The 16,519-nt window shown below is 57.1% G+C and carries 16 protein-coding genes; 2 read left to right on the top strand and 14 right to left on the bottom strand.

Features of this window, described 5'->3' with window-relative positions:
* Positions 1–105: 105 nt before the first annotated feature.
* Both OQV00_RS00290 and OQV00_RS00295 read right to left on the bottom strand, forming a co-directional pair.
* Entirely contained in the window at positions 106–1,431 is a 1,326-nt protein-coding gene (locus OQV00_RS00290) for a PTS sugar transporter subunit IIC (protein WP_266279656.1), read from the bottom strand.
* An 11-nt stretch (positions 1,432–1,442) separates the two neighbouring features.
* The gene (locus OQV00_RS00295) at positions 1,443–1,757 is read right to left on the bottom strand and encodes a PTS sugar transporter subunit IIB (RefSeq protein WP_004869063.1); all 315 of its coding nucleotides are present in this window, start codon (positions 1,755–1,757) and stop codon (positions 1,443–1,445) included.
* Between the two features lie 294 nt (positions 1,758–2,051).
* On the opposite strand from OQV00_RS00295, the gene OQV00_RS00300 reads away from it, so the two are divergent.
* A complete protein-coding gene (locus tag OQV00_RS00300) occupies positions 2,052–2,993 on the top strand; it encodes a LacI family DNA-binding transcriptional regulator (RefSeq protein ID WP_015585487.1) in 942 nt (313 codons plus the stop codon).
* A 94-nt stretch (positions 2,994–3,087) separates the two neighbouring features.
* Here OQV00_RS00300 and OQV00_RS00305 read toward each other — a convergent pair whose 3' ends face one another.
* The 11 genes from OQV00_RS00305 to OQV00_RS00355 form a co-directional block, all read right to left on the bottom strand.
* Complete coding sequence (locus tag OQV00_RS00305; RefSeq protein ID WP_004869061.1) at positions 3,088–3,378, bottom strand: YicS family protein; 291 nt, start codon at positions 3,376–3,378, stop codon at positions 3,088–3,090.
* Between the two features lie 93 nt (positions 3,379–3,471).
* Positions 3,472–4,374 carry an EamA family transporter gene (locus tag OQV00_RS00310; protein ID WP_015585496.1) on the bottom strand — a complete coding sequence of 301 codons (903 nt, stop codon included), beginning with the start codon at positions 4,372–4,374 and terminating at the stop codon, positions 3,472–3,474.
* Between the two features lie 115 nt (positions 4,375–4,489).
* Positions 4,490–4,798, bottom strand: a complete 309-nt coding sequence (locus OQV00_RS00315; RefSeq protein WP_048025274.1) for a CcdB family protein — start codon at positions 4,796–4,798, stop codon at positions 4,490–4,492.
* 2 nt (positions 4,799–4,800) lie between these two features.
* Positions 4,801–5,037: a type II toxin-antitoxin system CcdA family antitoxin gene (locus tag OQV00_RS00320; RefSeq protein ID WP_004869059.1), complete on the bottom strand. Its 237-nt coding sequence runs from the start codon at positions 5,035–5,037 to the stop codon at positions 4,801–4,803.
* A 105-nt stretch (positions 5,038–5,142) separates the two neighbouring features.
* Positions 5,143–6,576, bottom strand: a complete 1,434-nt coding sequence (murP, locus tag OQV00_RS00325; protein ID WP_266279658.1) for a PTS N-acetylmuramic acid transporter subunit IIBC — start codon at positions 6,574–6,576, stop codon at positions 5,143–5,145.
* A 24-nt stretch (positions 6,577–6,600) separates the two neighbouring features.
* Entirely contained in the window at positions 6,601–7,503 is a 903-nt protein-coding gene (murQ, locus tag OQV00_RS00330; RefSeq protein WP_064359684.1) for an N-acetylmuramic acid 6-phosphate etherase, read from the bottom strand.
* A gap of 164 nt (positions 7,504–7,667) precedes the next feature.
* Complete coding sequence (locus OQV00_RS00335) at positions 7,668–8,831, bottom strand: multidrug effflux MFS transporter (RefSeq protein WP_004869055.1); 1,164 nt, start codon at positions 8,829–8,831, stop codon at positions 7,668–7,670.
* A 47-nt stretch (positions 8,832–8,878) separates the two neighbouring features.
* Positions 8,879–10,243 (bottom strand): efflux transporter outer membrane subunit, encoded by a 1,365-nt coding sequence (locus OQV00_RS00340; RefSeq protein WP_004869053.1) that lies wholly within the window; start codon positions 10,241–10,243, stop codon positions 8,879–8,881.
* A gap of 3 nt (positions 10,244–10,246) precedes the next feature.
* A complete protein-coding gene (locus OQV00_RS00345) occupies positions 10,247–13,354 on the bottom strand; it encodes an efflux RND transporter permease subunit (protein WP_004869050.1) in 3,108 nt (1,035 codons plus the stop codon).
* On the bottom strand, positions 13,354–14,478 hold the full coding sequence (locus OQV00_RS00350) for an efflux RND transporter periplasmic adaptor subunit (protein WP_004869049.1): 1,125 nt from the start codon (positions 14,476–14,478) through the stop codon (positions 13,354–13,356). Before OQV00_RS00350 ends, OQV00_RS00345 begins: the two co-directional genes overlap by 1 nt.
* 135 nt (positions 14,479–14,613) lie before the next feature.
* Complete coding sequence (locus OQV00_RS00355; protein WP_004869046.1) at positions 14,614–15,183, bottom strand: TetR/AcrR family transcriptional regulator; 570 nt, start codon at positions 15,181–15,183, stop codon at positions 14,614–14,616.
* Positions 15,184–15,383: 200 nt separating this feature from the next.
* On the opposite strand from OQV00_RS00355, the gene OQV00_RS00360 reads away from it, so the two are divergent.
* Positions 15,384–15,800, top strand: a complete 417-nt coding sequence (locus OQV00_RS00360; RefSeq protein ID WP_004869045.1) for a GNAT family N-acetyltransferase — start codon at positions 15,384–15,386, stop codon at positions 15,798–15,800.
* A gap of 28 nt (positions 15,801–15,828) precedes the next feature.
* Here OQV00_RS00360 and OQV00_RS00365 read toward each other — a convergent pair whose 3' ends face one another.
* On the bottom strand, positions 15,829–16,476 hold the full coding sequence (locus tag OQV00_RS00365; RefSeq protein WP_004869043.1) for a TetR/AcrR family transcriptional regulator: 648 nt from the start codon (positions 16,474–16,476) through the stop codon (positions 15,829–15,831).
* Positions 16,477–16,519: the final 43 nt, after the last annotated feature.

Genomic DNA, 16,519 nt, shown 5'->3' on the forward strand with positions numbered 1-16,519 from the left:
TTAAAAGAATATAGCGAAAATTCCTTTTTCGCATTATTCCGGGAATGGTGATGTTTTATTATTTAAATTTTACGGAAAACAGGCCGCCAGCGGTATTTCCCCTGATTACTGGCTAACGGTTTCGGCAACCGGTACGTTATTTTTTGCTTTTTCTACTTCAGTTTTCATTAAAGAGCGTTCATAGGCGCGCAGGAACGGCAGGTAGATAACCGCTGACATCACCATGCAAATGAGGCACATGATGACCGGACTTAATGTCCAGTTAGCCGCCCATGAGGCGCCGACAGGAGCTGGCGTGGTCCATGGCGTCAGCGAGACAACCTGTGTCAGCCAGCCGAGACGGGTGGCGCCATAGGCCAGGATAGCGTTGATCATCGGGACGAAAACGAACGGGATAAACATCATCGGGTTCATAATGATCGGCGCGCCAAACAGGATCGGCTCATTAATATTGAAGAAGCTCGGCACGATGCCCATTTTGCCGATGGTCCGCAGGTGCGCCACGCGGCTACGCAGCAGCAGAAACGCCAGCGGTAAGGTCGACCCGACGCCGCCAATCAGGAGATAGTGGTCCCAGAAACCTTGCAGATAAACGTGCGGCAGGGCGGCACCGGCTGCCAGAGCCGCCTGGTTTGCCGACAGGTTTGCCATCCAGAACGGGTTCATAATGCCGGTGACAATCAGCGAGCCGTGGATCCCGGCAAACCAGAAAATCTGGCACATCAGCACGGAAAGCAGAATCGCGGGCAGGGAGTCGGAAGCGGAGACCAGCGGTGCCAGCAGGTGCATAATCGCCTGCGGCAGAATCATTCCGGTCTGGGCTTCAATAAACAGATTCAGCGGATGCAGGGTACCAATCACCACCAGTACCGGGATGAGAATTTCAAACGAACGGGCGACGCCGGTTGGCACCTCTTTCGGCAGGCGAATGGTGATGTTGTTCTGTTTCAGCCACGCGTAGACGCGGGTGGAGTAAATGGCGGTAATCAGCGCGGTGAAAATTCCCTGACCTGACAGGTACTGCGTCGAGATTTTACCGTCAGCATAAGGGGCCGCCACCAGTAAAAAGGCCATAAATGCCAGCAGGCCGGACATCACCGGGTCGAGTTGAAACTGGCGTCCCAGGCTGGCGCCAATACCGACGGAGATAAAGAAGGTCATCACCCCCATGCTCAGGTTGAACGGCAGCATCAGCTGTTCGCGGTACTGCTGCGAGAAATCCAGCCAGCCGCGGGCAAAACCGTTGGCGGTGTCCGGTGAAAAGGGGGGAAAGATAAATACCAGCATGAAAGAGCCGATGATCATAAACGGCAATGCGGCAGTGAAGCCATCGCGAATAGCGATAACGTACTTCTGCTGCCCAAGGCGTCCTGCCAGCGGAGTAATAGATTGCTCGATCACGGCAATCATGGACTGATACAGAGAGCTCATTTGCACACCTCTTATTGCGCCGGATTAATCAGCGACAGCGCATAATCCAGGACGTTATCTCCCCGTTGCATCCCGTAGTCCATGGCATTAATGGGCTGGACCGGAATATTCAGGGAGGCGGCTTTTTCTGACAACGTTTTCAACATGTATTTCACCTGCGGGCCGAGAAGCACCACCTGGTACTGCGGAAACTGCATGTCAAATTCGGAAACGCCGTAGGCGTCAATCTGCACCGGCAGGTTACGTTCTTTCGCCACGTCGACCATCTTCCTGACCAGTAAACTTGTGGACATCCCGGCAGAGCAGCACAGCATAATCTTGAACATCGACACTCATCCTCAAAATGTAAAAAGTTATTGCGTGGATGATTTGATATCAGACGGAAACCGGTTTCCATTCATAAAAAACAGAACTGTGATGACTGTCAAGATCTTCTCCTTATAGCGCTAATTAATTGGATTTTGCTCACAGATTTCGGCCGGTTTGGCGCTGTTTTTCCATGAAACGGAAAATCGGTTTCCAAATGAAAATGGAAACGGATATACTGGCGATGGTTATAATTGAAGCGATTCAGGGCCGGGGATGTACAGGGATCGGACGGGCCCTGTCAGGGGATAATGATGTCTACAATCAATGATGTATCACGTTTAGCAGGGGTGTCCAAAGCCACTGTCTCTCGGGTATTGAGCGGTTCGCGCGGAGTCAAAGAGGCCAGCCGTCAGGCGGTACTGCAGGCGGCAGAAGAACTCAATTACCGGCCCAATATGATAGCCCAGTCGCTGCTTAGCCAGAGCACCGGCTGTATCGGCGTGATTTGTGCTCAGGATAATATTAATCAAACGACCAGCTATCTGTATGCCCTGGAAAAACAGCTGAGCCTGCATCAGAAGCATCTGCTGCTCCGCTTTGCCAACACGCGCGCCGGCGTGATGAGCGCCCTCGAAGAGCTCAGCTGCGGCCTGTGTGATGATGTGTTGATTATCGGCGCGCGATTTCCATTAAATATTGACCGGCCGGATGTGGCGCTGATTGACTGCCTGGAAAGCGAAGGGGTGAACAATATTCAGTTTGACCACGCATTTGCGGCGGAAACGGCCTGTAACTACCTGATTAGCCAGGGGCGCCGACAGATTGCGTTAATTCATCCTGAAGGGAGCGGCTTTGCCGACCAGGTTTTGCTCGGCTACAAACATGCGCTGGAAAAAAATTTCCTGCCGTTTAATCGCAACCTGGTATTCCTCGACAGCACCTCGCCGTCGGTGGCGGTGCAGGAGCTGGTGAACAATGCGACAACCTTGAATTTCAATGCGTTACTGGTTGCCGATGAGCAACAGGCTCAGCACATTGTGCCGCAGCTGCTGGCGTTCAACCGGGCGGTGCCGGAAAAAGTCATGGTATTCAGCCTGGCCGGATCGTTACAGCTGCCCGGTATTCCGACCATTCCGGCGATTGAGTATTCGATGGACGCCATGGCGGCGCGCATCGTCAGCTGGCTGACGGAAAAAACCCAGATGCTCGGCGGCAGCATGTTGCGCGGTGATTTAATTATTCCGAAGCGCTGAGCGCCCTTCCTGAATCCTGCCGCGTGCACTTTTCAGGGGGGCCGCCGCGCTGGCACCGTTCGACGGCAAAGCGTTGGCGGCAAAGCTGAGGCGATTATGTTTCCGGGCAGCTGATTTTATCGATGGCTGCCTGATAACCCTTCTGGTTATTTCGCTCTTTCGCCAGCGTGGCTTCCCGGACATATTCCTGATTTGCCTGAGAGGCGAGGATTTTATTGGCAAAATCGGTATCGCTCAGGGTCGTTTTTGGTGCGCATTTCTCTTTCACCGCTTTCAACACCAGCTGCTTTTGTTGCTCGAACTGCAGGCTCTTCAGCGGTGATTCGGCCCAGGCCGCCGTCGCGCTGAGGGTGGTAACCAGGCACAATATCCAACACGCTTTCATGGTGCTTCTCCTCAAATAGTAGCTTCAGTCAACTATATGCGCAGGATGCGAAACACGCAAATTATCAGGAAGTTAAGTTGTTTAAAATCAGATCTATGCTACCCGAACCCGGCGTCGGGAATCCACGGCGATCAGCACCACGGAGGAAAGAATCAGCAGAGTACCGAGCCAGTCCGGTAGCGTAAAGGTGATGCCCAGTAGCATGAGCGACAGCAGCGCGCTGCTCAGCGGTTCGGCGCAGCTGAGAATCCCCGCTTTCGCGCCGCCAATTTTCTGTGCCCCGTTTAAATAGAGGCTGAAGGTCAGCGAAGTGCCGATCACCACCAGATAGAAGAAAGCCAGCAGCAGACGGCCATTGACGACAAAGTGGGTACCCTGGCCACCGTAGAACGGCAGCAGCATTGCCCCTCCCAGCAGCATACTCCAGCCGACGATCGGCAGGGTGCCGTATCGGGCGATGAGCGTTGACGGCCAGGTGGTGTAGAACGCGGCGGCAAATGCTGACGCCACTCCCCAGAGCAGCGCCGACGGCGAAATGGACAACGTGGTGGGATTGCCGTGGGTTACCAGCAGGAACGTGCCTGCCAGCGATGTCCCGATGGCGGCCAGCACCAGCGGCCCCGGTCGTGTTTTGCGGGCCAGCGCAAACCAGGCGACGATAATGGTCGGCGACAGGAACTGCAGCACCGTCGCGGTCGCGGCGTTCGATTTCTCGATGGTCATCAGGAAGGTGTACTGCACGGTCAGCGCGCCACACAGCGAGAAGAACAGCAGGCTGAAGGCATCTTTGCGGTTTTGCAGGACGCGGAAAATTTTGTCGCCGTGCACAAAGGAGAGCATCAGGAGAATCAGGCCAGCGAACAGCAGACGCGTCATGGTCAGAAACGGCGATGACATCTGGCTTTGCTGCATAATGTACTGTGCGCAAACGCCGGAACTGCCCCATAGCACCGCGGCTATCAATACGTTCAGCATCCCTTTTTTGCTGGAGCCCATCTTTTCCTCGAATGAAATAGCGCAAAGGACGCATCATAGCATGAGCCAGCGAGGAGCAACGGGCAGGAAATGGTAGTCGGGCAGCAAACTGCATGGGGCTTAGTGGCAGGAGAAGTTAAATCCCGTCAAAAAGAAAATCTATTGATGCTTTAACGACTTCACGTTGGTGATTGAGATGACAAACCTCTTCCCCCAGAACGCGTTGTGGGATGCTGGCGAGTTCGTGAGTCATCACGACGTATTCTTCCCCTTCTACGGTGACAACCGGTGTTAAACGATCGGCGCGCGGACCTTTGTAATTTCTCAGCGGGAATAGTGGGATCACGACCCGGGTATTGCGCATTCCAATAATGTCACTTTGTACATCAAGGAGATAAGGATACACAGTAATTCGACCGGTATTTTTATAAACGTAATACTGTATCGTTAAAACGTCCTGTATTCGTCAGAGAGAAGTCCATTTTCCTCTGTTAAATCATTGAGGTAGTCGATTGCCCTGGCATTTTCTTTTTGCCAGCGTGCCATTTCGATGCTGTGGATTTCGCTTTTTAGAGCGCTCGTCAACGTTTGAGAAAGATTGATGCCGATCTCACGAGCCTGTTTGACCAGTATAGGATCCAGCGTCACGCTGACATTCTGCTTATTGTGTTTTACGGCTGGCATGGGGAATCTCCAGGTGTTAGTAACACGTGTAGATTATACGGAAAAAAATAAACCCGCCATGTGGCGGGTTAAATAATGTACTCCCTGATATATCCGATCCGCGCGCTAGCTCAAATCGACGTTTTTGCTGCCGAACAGCCAGGTGCAGATGAAGCCGCACAGATAGGCCACCGCCAGACCTGCGGCGTAAACCGCCATGCCGGCGTAGATCCCGCTCGCGGAGGTCATCAGCGGTAGTGCCACGAGGCCAGAAGGGCCAAAGACCGTATTCAGCCCCGCCGGCAGGCCCAGCCACGCGATCAGACCGAGGAAAAAGCCGCCGCAGGCACCGCCGATACAGGCGGTGATAAACGGCTTCATGCGTGGCAGGGTTACGCCATAAATCAGCGGTTCGCCGATACCGAGAAAGCCGGGAATGATCGCCCCTTTAATCTGGGTCCGCAGCATCGAGCCGTGCTTCGCCCGCCAGTACAGCGCCAGCGCGGCACCGACCTGCCCGGCCCCTGCCATCGCCAGAATCGGGAACAGCGAGTTAAATCCTTGCGCATCGACCAGCGCAAAATAGACTGGTACGAAGCCCTGATGGACGCCGAACATCACCGCCAGCAGGAACAGACCGGCGAGCACCGCGGAGCCAAACGGGTTGCCGTTGAGATGGAGGAACAGCCACGACATCCCGGTAAACAGCCAGCCGCCGATGGGCATAATCACCGTAAAGGTCACCGCGCCCATAATCAGCAGAGTGACTGCCGAGGTCAGGATCATATCGAGGTTGGCCGGCATCACGCGGCGTACCTGCTTTTCCACCCACGCGCCGAGAATCGAGGCAATCAGCACGCCGATAATGTTGCCGCGCGGGTCGATGCCGTGACCGAAGAAGGTGGTGATGCCGGAGAAGAACCCGCTGGTGGCTTCGGGGTTATAGCCGAGGACGAACAGCGACGCGATAATGGCGCCGTTGACTCCGGAACCGCCAAACGCTTTCTGCGCGTTATAGCCAATCAGGATGCTCAGGAAGGTGAACATCCCCTTGCTGAAGACTTTCATGTAGCCGATTAGCGCTACCAGCGAGGCGCTGGGATGGGCGTTCTCCAGCACGAACATCTGTTCTGCCAGCGTCGCGAAGCCGAGCAGCAGGCCGACGGCGATAAAACCGGGAATCAGCGGGGTAAAAATAGTGGCGAATTTGGCAAGAAACTTCTGCACGCCGCTGGTTTGCTTGCTTTTCAGCGCCTGTTTTTTCTCTGCCGCCACCGCCGCCAGAGACGGCGCGTCGGCCGGCGCCTCTTCCAGCAGTAGGTTCATCATTTCCGCGGCGGTTTGCGCTTTACCGGGGCCGAGCACCACCTGAAACTGCTCATCGCTGACGATAACCCCCATCACCCCTTCAATCTGGCGGATGGCGGCGCTATCGGCGAGCTGCTCGTCACGTAGGGTTAAACGCAGGCGGGTCATACAGTTCCCCGCCTGGGCGACGTTTCCGGCCCCGCCAACATGCGTAAGGATCCGCGCTATCATCTCTTTATTTATTTTTGCCATTGCACGTTACCTGGTTGTCGGCGCTTAGGTGTTGCTCAGCGCTTTGCGGATAAAACCGTTATTTTGCGCCAGCAGGGATTTTGCTTCTGCAGCGCTCAGATTCGCCAGCACCATAACAATGGCGGTTTTACAGTGGCGACCGCAGGCGTCCAGCGCGGCCTGCGCGGTGGCGCGATCGCAGTCGGTTGCTTCCATAACGATCGATACCTGACGCTCAATCAGCTTCGCGTTGGTCGCTTCAACGTCAACCATCAGGTTGCTGTAAACCTTACCAACCCGGATCATGGCGCCGGTGGAGATCATGTTCAGCACCAGCTTCTGCGCGGTTCCCGCCTTCAGACGGGTAGACCCGGTGACCACTTCCGGACCCACGACCGGGGTGATGGCCACATCGGCCAGACGGGCCATTTCACCATGTGGGTTACAGCTGACGATGGCGACAAAGGCGTTCTGGCTGTGGGCATACTCCATGGCGCCAATGACGTACGGCGTACGTCCGCTGGCGGCCAGGCCAACCAGCACATCGCGGTTGCTGAAGTTAAGATTTTGCAGGTCCAGGGCGCCCTGCGCTTTGTTGTCTTCGACGTTTTCGACGGCGCTCAGAATCGCTTTTTGGCCACCGGCAATCACCCCGACCACCTGCTCCGGACGGGTACCGAAAGTCGGTGGACATTCGCTGGCATCGAGGATCCCCAGGCGACCGGAGGTCCCGGCGCCAATGTAAATCAGGCGTCCGCCGGCTTGTATCGCCGCGGCCACTTTATCTACGACCTGAGCGATTTGCGGTAAATAGGGGGCGATCGCGTGGGCCACCTGCTGGTCTTCCTGGTTAATGACCGTCAGCATCTCGACGGTGGACAGGGTGTCTATATTGGCGCTATTGGCATTGCGGCGCTCGGTCAGCAGCGCGCTCAGGTCGATACTCATACACAAACCTCTTCAATCACAGTTAAGCCAGATTCTAAGGAATTAATTATTCCAATCATGTGAAGGTTATCACGATTAACACTCAACGGATAATAAGAGATTTGTAGGCAGGTCGGGAAGCGATGCAGTAATAGAATTGGAATATTTTATTACTGCATTCGTTCTTAACGGGTCGGGTGGTTTTTTTGCAGGCCGAAGAACAGGGCGATCAGATAGCTGATGGTCATCGCGAGGCTCATTTTCAACATCGTTTCACCACCGAGCCCGGCCAGCGGCGCGGCGATGCCGCCGCAGACAAACATCAGGGTCCCCATCAGTGCCGAGGCGGTACCCGACTGCGCACGGCTGACCTCGCTCATCGCTTTTGATCCGGCAACGGTGCTGATCCCGCTCATGAACGACACGGTGAAGAACAGGCCGATTAGCGCCGGCAGCGGCAGGTGTTGCCAGGCGAGAAGCAGGGTGATGACTGCGCAGAGCACCGCCAGACTCAGTCCCCCGCGCAGCAGCGTATCGGCGCTATAGCGGCGCGAGAGGCGGGAGAAGATCTGCGCGGCGATAATCAGTCCAATGCCGTTTACGCCGAACAGCAGACTGAACTGCAGGGCCGTCATGCCGTACTCGCTCTGAATCACGAACGACGACGAGCCGATGTATGAGAACAGCCCGGCCATCATAAAGGCCTGAATCAGGCAGTAGCGCATAAAGGGACGGTTTTTCAGCACCGGACCGTCGCTTTGCTGCTGTGTCGCGGCCGGACTTTTACCCGGCAGCGTTTCGCGCAGTACCGTCAGGCTCAGGAGCAGCAGTACGCCGCCGATAGCGGCCATCGTCCAGAACAAAATTCGCCAGTCGAACGCGGTAATGATGTAGCCGCCAATCACCGGCGACACCACCGGGGCGATGCCGTTGACGGTCATCAACAGAGCGAAAAACTGGGTCAGCTGAGTGCCCTGATATTTATCGCGAGCAATCGATCGGGAGAGCACTGAACCGCCAGCCCCGGCAAAGCCCTGTAGAAAACGCCAGCCGATCAGCATATGAATATCGTAGGTCGCGGCGCACATCGCCGACGAAAAAATAAACAGCAGCAGCGAGAGCGCCAGCGGTTTTTTGCGCCCGATGCGGTCGCTCAGTGGACCAAAAAACAGCTGACCGAGACCAAGGCCAATCAGCGCTGCGGTCAGCGAGAGCTGGGTTTGCGTGCCGCTGGCGTTCAGCTGCTGGGTTATATCCGGCAGCGCGGGCAGATAGAAATCGGTGCACAGCGGGCCGATGGCGGTTAACAGACCGAGAATTAACGCCCAGGAGAGGGAGATGCGCGGCATAAAAACTCCTTTAGCATACCGGGCGTTGCCGCCCGGTTGATATTGATTTAGCTGGCACCGCCTCCCAGCGACTGCCAGAGCGTGATGCGGTTTTCCAAATCGGTTTGTTGCAGAGAAATTAACGTGGCCTGCGCCGACCACAGCGTGCGCTGGGCGGTCAGGACCGACAGATAATCGCCAACGCCGGTCTGATATCGCTTCAGCGCAATGTCCAGCGACGTCTGCTCGGCGGCGACATATTGCCGCTGGGCATCCAGCTGTTCGCTCAGCGTTTCCCGGCGCGCCAGCGCATCGGCCACGTCTTTGAAGGCGCTCTGAATGCTTTTCTCATAGGTGGCGATCAGTCCTTTTTTCTCCGCTTCCGCATAGCGTAGCTGGGCCAGATTGCTGCCGCCGGTAAACAGCGGCAGACTGATCGATGGGGCGAACGACCACACCTGCATTCCGTGGCTGAACAGGGAAGAGAGCGCATCGCTGCCCACGCCAGCGCTGGCGGTCAGAGAGATAGTCGGGAAGAAGTTGGCCCGCGCCGCGCCGATATCCGCATTGGCGCTCTTCAGATTATGCTCTGCCTCCTGAATATCCGGGCGGCGGAGCAGCACCGACGAGGATACGCCGGCCGGTACCAGGCGAATGCTGTGGTCGCCGAGGCTTTCCAGGGTGCCGGGCAGCAGACTGTCGGGGACGGTTTCACCGGCCAGTAAATTGAGCGCATTTTTGTCCTGCGCCACCTGGGTGCGATAGCTGGCGACGCTGGCACGCGCCTGCTGGTAAACGCTTTCGGCATCGCTGAGGTCGCCCGCGGAAGCGGTGCCTACCGCCATCTGGCGGGCGACAATTTTGCGCGAGTTCTCAGCGCTGGCCAGGGTCTGCTGAGCCAGCGCCAGATTGCTGTTATCCGCCGCGAGCGTGACCCACGCGGTGGTCAGATCGGCAATCATCGTCAGGCGCGTATTCTGCGCGGTGTATTCGCTGGCAAGCCAGGTCTCCCGTGCCGCCCGCGATAAACTCTGATTCTTACCAAACAGATCCAGCTCGAAGCTGGAAACCGCACCGTCGGCCTCTGCGGATGAGGTGAGGCCGCTGGCGACGGTTTTACTGCGGGTATGGCTAAGTTCAGCGTCAACGGTGGGGAACAGCGATGCGCGAGTTTCGCCATACTGCGCCCGAGCGGCCTCAATGTCGGCAATCGCTTTCTGCAGATCGCGGTTGCTGGTCAGCGCCATGCTGACCACTTTTTTCAGCCGCGCATCGTTGACAACCTGCTGCCAGCTGCCGACCACCGCAGTGGCTTCGCCGTGAGCGCCAGGGAGCGTCGCGGGAACCGGCGCCGCCGGGCGGCTATAGTCCGGATCGAGGGAAACACAGCCTGCGGTCAGGAGCGCAACAAAAACCAGGGTCAAACGAAACATAACTTACTCCTGAGTAGGGCGTTGGCGGGTGAACAGACGCTTCACCAGCACAAAGAATAGGGGAACGAAGAACACCGCCAGCAGCGTGGCGGTCAGGGTGCCGCCGATAATACCGGTCCCGATCGCCACACGGCTGTTGGCGCCGGCGCCGGTCGCTACCGCCAGCGGCAGGACCCCGGCGACAAACGCCAGCGAGGTCATCACGATGGGGCGCAGACGGGTTTGCGCAGCGCGCAGTGCGGCACGTGACAGCGAGTAGCCCTCATCCACCGCCGCTTCGGCAAATTCAACGATCAGGATGGCGTTCTTCGACGACAGGCCGATGGTGGTCAATAGTGCGACCTGGAAGTAGACATCGTTGCTCAGATCGCGCATCCACGCCGCCAGCGCGGCGCCGAGCAGGCCCAGCGGGATCACCATGATCACCGAGAAGGGGACCGACCAGCTTTCATACAGCGCGGCGAGACACAGGAACACCACCAGAATCGAGATGGCATACAGGCTCATGGCCTGCCCGCTGGCCAGCTTTTCCTGAAGCGACATGCCGCTCCACGCCCAGGTGGTGCCTGCCGGCAGGCTGTTGGCCAGCGCTTCCATTTTTTCCATAGCCACGCCGGAGCTGAAGCCGGAGGCATTTTCACCCTGGATTTCGAAGGCGGCGGAGCCGTTGTAGCGCACCAGGCTTTCCGGGCCATATTGCCAATGGGTGGTGGCAAAGGCGGAGAACGGCGTCATGCTGTCATTGCTGCTGCGTACGAACCATTTACCGAGATCGGACGGTACGGCGCGGGCGTCGCTTTCTCCCTGAATGTAAACCTTCTTCACGCGTCCGCGATCGATAAAGTCGTTCACGTAGGTGCCGCCCCAGGCGCTGGAGAGCGTGTCGGTGACATCGCTCAGCGACAGTCCCAGGGAAACGGCTTTGTCATTGTCGATATCGACCTGCAGCTGCGGCATTTGCGGCAGGTCGTTGGCGCGGACCGACTGGAGTTCCGGACTTTGACTGGCGGCAGCCAGCAGCTGGCTGCGCATTTTCATCAGGCTATCGCGATCGGTACCGCCGCTGGCCATCAGCTCAAAGGTAAAGCCGTTGCTCTGCCCCAGGCCGTCCACCGACGGTGGGGTCATGGCAAACAGCGAGGCGTCGCGAATGCTGCTTAGATCCTGGGTGGCGCGCAGGGCAATCGCCTGGGCGGTGTTCTCGGCGCCTTTACGTTCAGACCAGTTTTTCAGCGACACGAAGGCCATCCCGGCGTTTTGTCCGCTGCCGCTGAAGTTAAAGCCATCGACGGTGAAAATAACGTTGGTATTGGCTTTTTCTTTGCTGAGGAACCAGTCGGTCACCTGGCGACGTACTTCGGCGGTACGCACGGCGGTGGCGCCAGCCGGGAGGGTGTACTGGACCATGATTTCGCCCTGATCCTCTACCGGCAGGAAGCTCCCCGGCAGCTTCCACATCGCCAGCGCCATGGCGCCGCAAATCAGCACAAAGGCGCCCATCATCATGGCAGAACGGCGTAGCCCGCCGAGCACGCGATGCTGGTAGCCCTGTTCGGTACGGCCCCACAGGCGGTTAAACGCCCCGAAGAATCCTGTGGTATGCGGTTTAGAGTGGGAGAGCAGCGCGCCGCACAGCGCCGGCGTTAAGGTGAGAGCCACCACCACCGACAGCATCATCGCCGAGATAATCGTCACCGAGAACTGGCGATAAATCACGCCGGTCGAGCCGCCAAAGAAGGCCATCGGTAAGAAGACTGCCGACAGCACCAGCGCAATCGCGATCAGCGCCCCGGAGATTTCTCCCATCGATTTTTCGGTGGCTTCGCGGGCGGGCAGGCCCTCGTCGCGCATAATACGCTCGACGTTTTCCACCACCACGATGGCATCATCCACCAGCAGGCCGATGGCCAGTACCATCGCAAACAGGGTCAGGGTGTTGATGGAGTAGCCGAACAGGGCCAGCACGCCAAAGGTCCCCAGCAGTACCACCGGCACCGCCACCGCCGGAATCAGCGTGGCGCGGAAATTTTGCAGGAACAGGTACATCACACAAACCACCAGAATGATGGCTTCAAACAGCGTTTGAATAACATCTTCAACCGAGATTTTAATGAACTCGGTGCTGTCTTTCGGATAGGCGATATCGTAGCCCTGCGGCATCTGACGCTGATATTCAGCAATTTTACTTTTCACGCGCGTGGCGGTATCCAGCGCGTTGGCACCCGGGGCCATCATCACCGCGATACCGGCGGCCGGGTGGCCGTTGAGGTTTGACGTGGCGGTGTAATCTTCGCTGCCCATCTCAACACGAGCGACGTCGCCCAGCCGCACCACCGAGCCGTCTGACTTGCTCTTGACGATAATATTTTTGAACTGATCGACCGTTTGCAGCCGCGACTGGGCGCGGACGGTGGCGGTTAGCTGCTGCGCGCTGGATGATGGCAGCGCGCCGATTTTACCCGCGGAAATTTGCACGTTCTGCGCTTCAATCGCCGTTTGTACATCGGAAGGCATCAGCGCGTAGGAGGCCAGTTTCGTTGGATCCATCCAGATACGCATCGCGTATTCTGCGCCGAAAACGCGCAGGCTGCCGACGCCCTCAACGCGCGCCAGCGGGTCCTGCATGTTACTGACCAGCCAGTCGGAGATATCGGAGCTGGTGGCTTTGTTATTTTTATCGTACACCGCGAGGATCAGCAGGAAGTTACTTTGCGATTTCACTACCGTGACGCCGGACTGTTGCACCTCGCTCGGCAGACGCGATTCCGCCTGCTGGACCTTGTTCTGTACCTGCACCTGGGCGGTATCCGGGTCGGTCCCCTGCTCGAAGGTGACGGTAATATCTACCGAGCCGTCAGAGCTGCTGGTGGAGGTGAAATAGAGCAGGTTATCCAGCCCGGTCAGCTGTTGTTCAATGACCTGAGTGACGCTGTTTTCCAGGGTTTCCGCAGAGGCCCCGGTATAGGTGGCCGAGATTTTTACCGCCGGAGGGGCGACGTCAGGATATTGCGCCACCGGCAGCGTCTGGATGGCGAGCACCCCGGCGAGCATGATCAGAATGGCGATAACCCAGGCGAAAACCGGGCGGCGCACAAAGAAGCGGGAAAACATCAGGCGTTGCCTCCGTCATTGTTGACTTCGACGGCTTTGACCTGCTGACCCGCAGCGACTTTGCTGGTGCCTTCAACGATCAGCTTATCGCCGCTTTTCAGGCCGTTCACTACCAGCCATTTGTCGCCGTATGCGTCACCGGTTTCGACTTCCCGTTGTTCTACTTTGCTGTTGCCATCGACGACGAGCGCGGTGGCATTGCCTTTGGCATCACGGGTGATGCCCTGCTGCGGCGCCAGGATCGCGTCGTCCATCACCCCTTCATCGACGTGGGCGCGCACGAACATTCCCGGTAACAAGACATGCTGCGGGTTCGGGAAGACTGCGCGTAGCGTGACCGAGCCGGTGGATTCGTCCACCGCCACTTCGGTCAACGCCAGATGCCCTTTTTCGCTGTAGGTGCTGCCATCTTCCAGGGTCAGGGACACGCTAAGCGTATTGTCGTTGGTCGCCAGCGCTTGTTTGCGCAGGCGCAGCAGATCGACGCTGGAGCGAGTGAGATCGACATACATGGTGTCCAGCCCGCGGATCGTCGCCAGGGCGGTATCCTGGTCGGCGGAAACCAGTGCGCCGGGGGTGACGGAAGAGATCCCGATACGTCCGGCAATTGGCGCGGTAACGGTGGTCCAGTTCAGGTTAATACGCGCGCTCTCCAGCGCCGCCTTTTTCGACTCCACGCTGGCTTTGTCCTGATTACAGGTCGACAGCGCATCGTCTGCATCCTGACGAGATACGCCGTTGTCTTTGACCAGCGCCGCGTAGCGCTGAGCTTTCTGACAGTCGGATACCACCAGAGATTGCGCCTGCTTCAGGGCGGCGGCGGCTTCGTTATAGGCCGCGCGATAGCTGGACGGGTCGATTTGATACAGCGCCTGGCCGGCTTTCACCATATCGCCCTCGGTGAACAGGCGTTTTTGAATGATGCCGCCCACCTGCGGGCGCACTTCGGCGCTGAGTGAAGCCGTGGTACGACCGGTCAGTTCGCTGATCACCGACACGGGCTGGCTTTTCAGCGTGACAACGCCCACTTCCGGCGTCACCTGTGGCGGGGCTGATGTTTGGGCATTATCGCATCCGCTCAGGATGAATAAGGCCGCTGCGATGGGGAGCATGGTATATTTCATTATATTTTTCTCAGGATGAACGACGTCCTCCCTGCTAATTAAATAGCAGGGTTCAGGCCAGCTGATGACGCATTTCCGATAAACGGAAACGACAAAAAGGGAATTTAAAATTCCCTGTTTATTAATTGCAGTTAATTATTTATCCATTAGCAACATAGCGGTTATTTCCCGATAAAGTTTCTCGAGGACTTCTGGTGCCACCGTCTGTGGAACAAGACGCCGGTAAATCGTCCCTTCCATCATCACCGCGGTGATCTCAACGCAGCAGCGGATGCGTTCGTCGCTCAGATGCGGATGCGCTTTGCGTATATGCGCACAGGCGTTGGCAAACATGCGCTTGTCGGCTTCCACCATCATGGCGGCGATTTGCGGGTTGCGGGTCGCTTCGGCGGCCATTTCCAGCATCAGCGCGTCATCATCTTCATCCAGGGTCTGTCGCCAGGCGAGCAGCCGCGGAATTTGGTCGGTCTGCGTTTTTCCGTCCATCTCGGCAATACGATAATCGATGATGCGGCGGATCATTTCCGCGATGATGGCGTCTTTATTGGCGAAGTAGCGGTAGATTTGCCCGACGCTCAGCTTCGCTTCGCTGGCGACCTGGGCCATGCTGGCTCCGTGAAAACCATGACGACGAAAGCAGTGACGTGCGGCAGCGATGATTTCATCCTGCCGGATCTTTTGCCGGGCGGCCAGTGCGTTGCTCATGGTTTTCTCCGTGGTGTCATAAAGTGAGAATGATCATTCTCATTTTTCCTTCATTATACGTTTCCAGCGGATGATGGAAAGGTTTTTTTAATTAAAAATAAGCACGGAAAATTTAGACAGGAAATAATGGAGAAAATAAGTATTTTTTGTGAAAGTAAGCGCAGAGATATCTTCATAATATTGAATTAAGGAGAATACAGATGGCATTGATTATAACTAAAAGTATTAACCCCGCGGATCAGGAAGAGTTGCTGGCAGGATTACGTGAATACAACCTGCGCTATCTGGATGCGACGCAGTTTGCTGACCTGGGCGTGTACCTCCGTGATGATGCCGGGGTCATGCTGGGCGGTTTGATTGCCAACAGAAAGGCCAACTGGCTCTGTATTAAGTATTTGTGGGTCAGCGAAGCTTCGCGCGGCAGCGGGCTGGGCGGAGAACTGATGCGCGCGGCGGAAAAGCAGGCGCGCGAGGAGGGCTGTCGCCATGTTCTGGTCGATACCTTCAGCTTCCAGGCCCTGCCGTTTTATCAAAAGCAGGGCTATCAGCTGCAGATGTCGCTCCCTGATTTTCCGCACGTCGGGATGGCGCGCCACTACCTGTCAAAAGCGCTGTAGCCCCGGCGGGCAGCCGACAGCGCGTGGCTTAACCAGCAATTCCCCGGCGGATCAGCGTCAGCGCGTGGCTGACAATGGTCTGTCGGGTGACGGAGGTTAAGCGTGTGTCGCTACGCAGGCGGGAGAATGGCACCAGAACCAGGCTAATCAGGGTGGTGAACAGCAGCTCCGGCGACAGGGCCGGGTTGAGTTTGCCCTCTTCCTGCCAGCGCTTCACCGTTGTCAGCATCCGGTGATATTTATCTTCGCCAAAGCGCGCGTGCATATGCTGGCGCAGTATCGGCATTTCGCCAATCACCTCCTGCATCCACAGCGGCGCAAACCAGGTGTGCTTCTCCGCCAGCGTCCCCAGCGCCTCGATCAGCAAGGTGAAAGCGGTCACCGGATCTTGCGGATGGTCGATAAAAATCTGGCCTATCTCACTGCGCAAAGGCATGAAGCGCTCTTCCAGCAACTGGTCCACTAACGCTTCCCGCGAGCTGAAATAGTAGTGCAGCATCGCCGGCGTCACGCCTGCTTCTTTCGCAATCGCATTGAGCGAAGTATGGGCGATCCCCTGGCGGGCAAACAGCATCAGCGCAATATCCATAAGCTGCTCGCGACTGGCCGTGCCGGGCTTTTTACCCCGCGGGCGGCCCGGACGACGAGGGACATCATTGTCTTTTTGTGCGGCCATTTCTTCATCCTCTCTTGACGGGATTCATCATTTCCCTAAATAT

Source organism: Klebsiella sp. DY2415, from assembly GCF_026314315.1.
Taxonomy (GTDB): domain Bacteria; phylum Pseudomonadota; class Gammaproteobacteria; order Enterobacterales; family Enterobacteriaceae; genus Klebsiella; species Klebsiella ornithinolytica.

Coding starts and splice junctions, on each gene's coding strand:
- OQV00_RS00290 (WP_266279656.1), bottom strand. CDS start 1,431: ATGAGCTCTCTGTATCAGTCCATGATTGCCGTGATCGAGCAATCTATT.
- OQV00_RS00335 (WP_004869055.1), bottom strand. CDS start 8,831: ATGCCGCGCATCTCCCTCTCCTGGGCGTTAATTCTCGGTCTGTTAACC.
- OQV00_RS00350 (WP_004869049.1), bottom strand. CDS start 14,478: ATGAAATATACCATGCTCCCCATCGCAGCGGCCTTATTCATCCTGAGC.
- OQV00_RS00340 (WP_004869053.1), bottom strand. CDS start 10,243: ATGTTTCGTTTGACCCTGGTTTTTGTTGCGCTCCTGACCGCAGGCTGT.
- murQ (WP_064359684.1), bottom strand. CDS start 7,503: ATGAGTATCGACCTGAGCGCGCTGCTGACCGAGCGCCGCAATGCCAAT.
- OQV00_RS00360 (WP_004869045.1), top strand. CDS start 15,384: ATGGCATTGATTATAACTAAAAGTATTAACCCCGCGGATCAGGAAGAG.
- OQV00_RS00365 (WP_004869043.1), bottom strand. CDS start 16,476: ATGGCCGCACAAAAAGACAATGATGTCCCTCGTCGTCCGGGCCGCCCG.
- murP (WP_266279658.1), bottom strand. CDS start 6,576: ATGGCAAAAATAAATAAAGAGATGATAGCGCGGATCCTTACGCATGTT.
- OQV00_RS00320 (WP_004869059.1), bottom strand. CDS start 5,037: ATGCCAGCCGTAAAACACAATAAGCAGAATGTCAGCGTGACGCTGGAT.
- OQV00_RS00295 (WP_004869063.1), bottom strand. CDS start 1,757: ATGTTCAAGATTATGCTGTGCTGCTCTGCCGGGATGTCCACAAGTTTA.
- OQV00_RS00345 (WP_004869050.1), bottom strand. CDS start 13,354: ATGTTTTCCCGCTTCTTTGTGCGCCGCCCGGTTTTCGCCTGGGTTATC.
- OQV00_RS00355 (WP_004869046.1), bottom strand. CDS start 15,183: ATGAGCAACGCACTGGCCGCCCGGCAAAAGATCCGGCAGGATGAAATC.
- OQV00_RS00300 (WP_015585487.1), top strand. CDS start 2,052: ATGTCTACAATCAATGATGTATCACGTTTAGCAGGGGTGTCCAAAGCC.
- OQV00_RS00310 (WP_015585496.1), bottom strand. CDS start 4,374: ATGGGCTCCAGCAAAAAAGGGATGCTGAACGTATTGATAGCCGCGGTG.
- OQV00_RS00305 (WP_004869061.1), bottom strand. CDS start 3,378: ATGAAAGCGTGTTGGATATTGTGCCTGGTTACCACCCTCAGCGCGACG.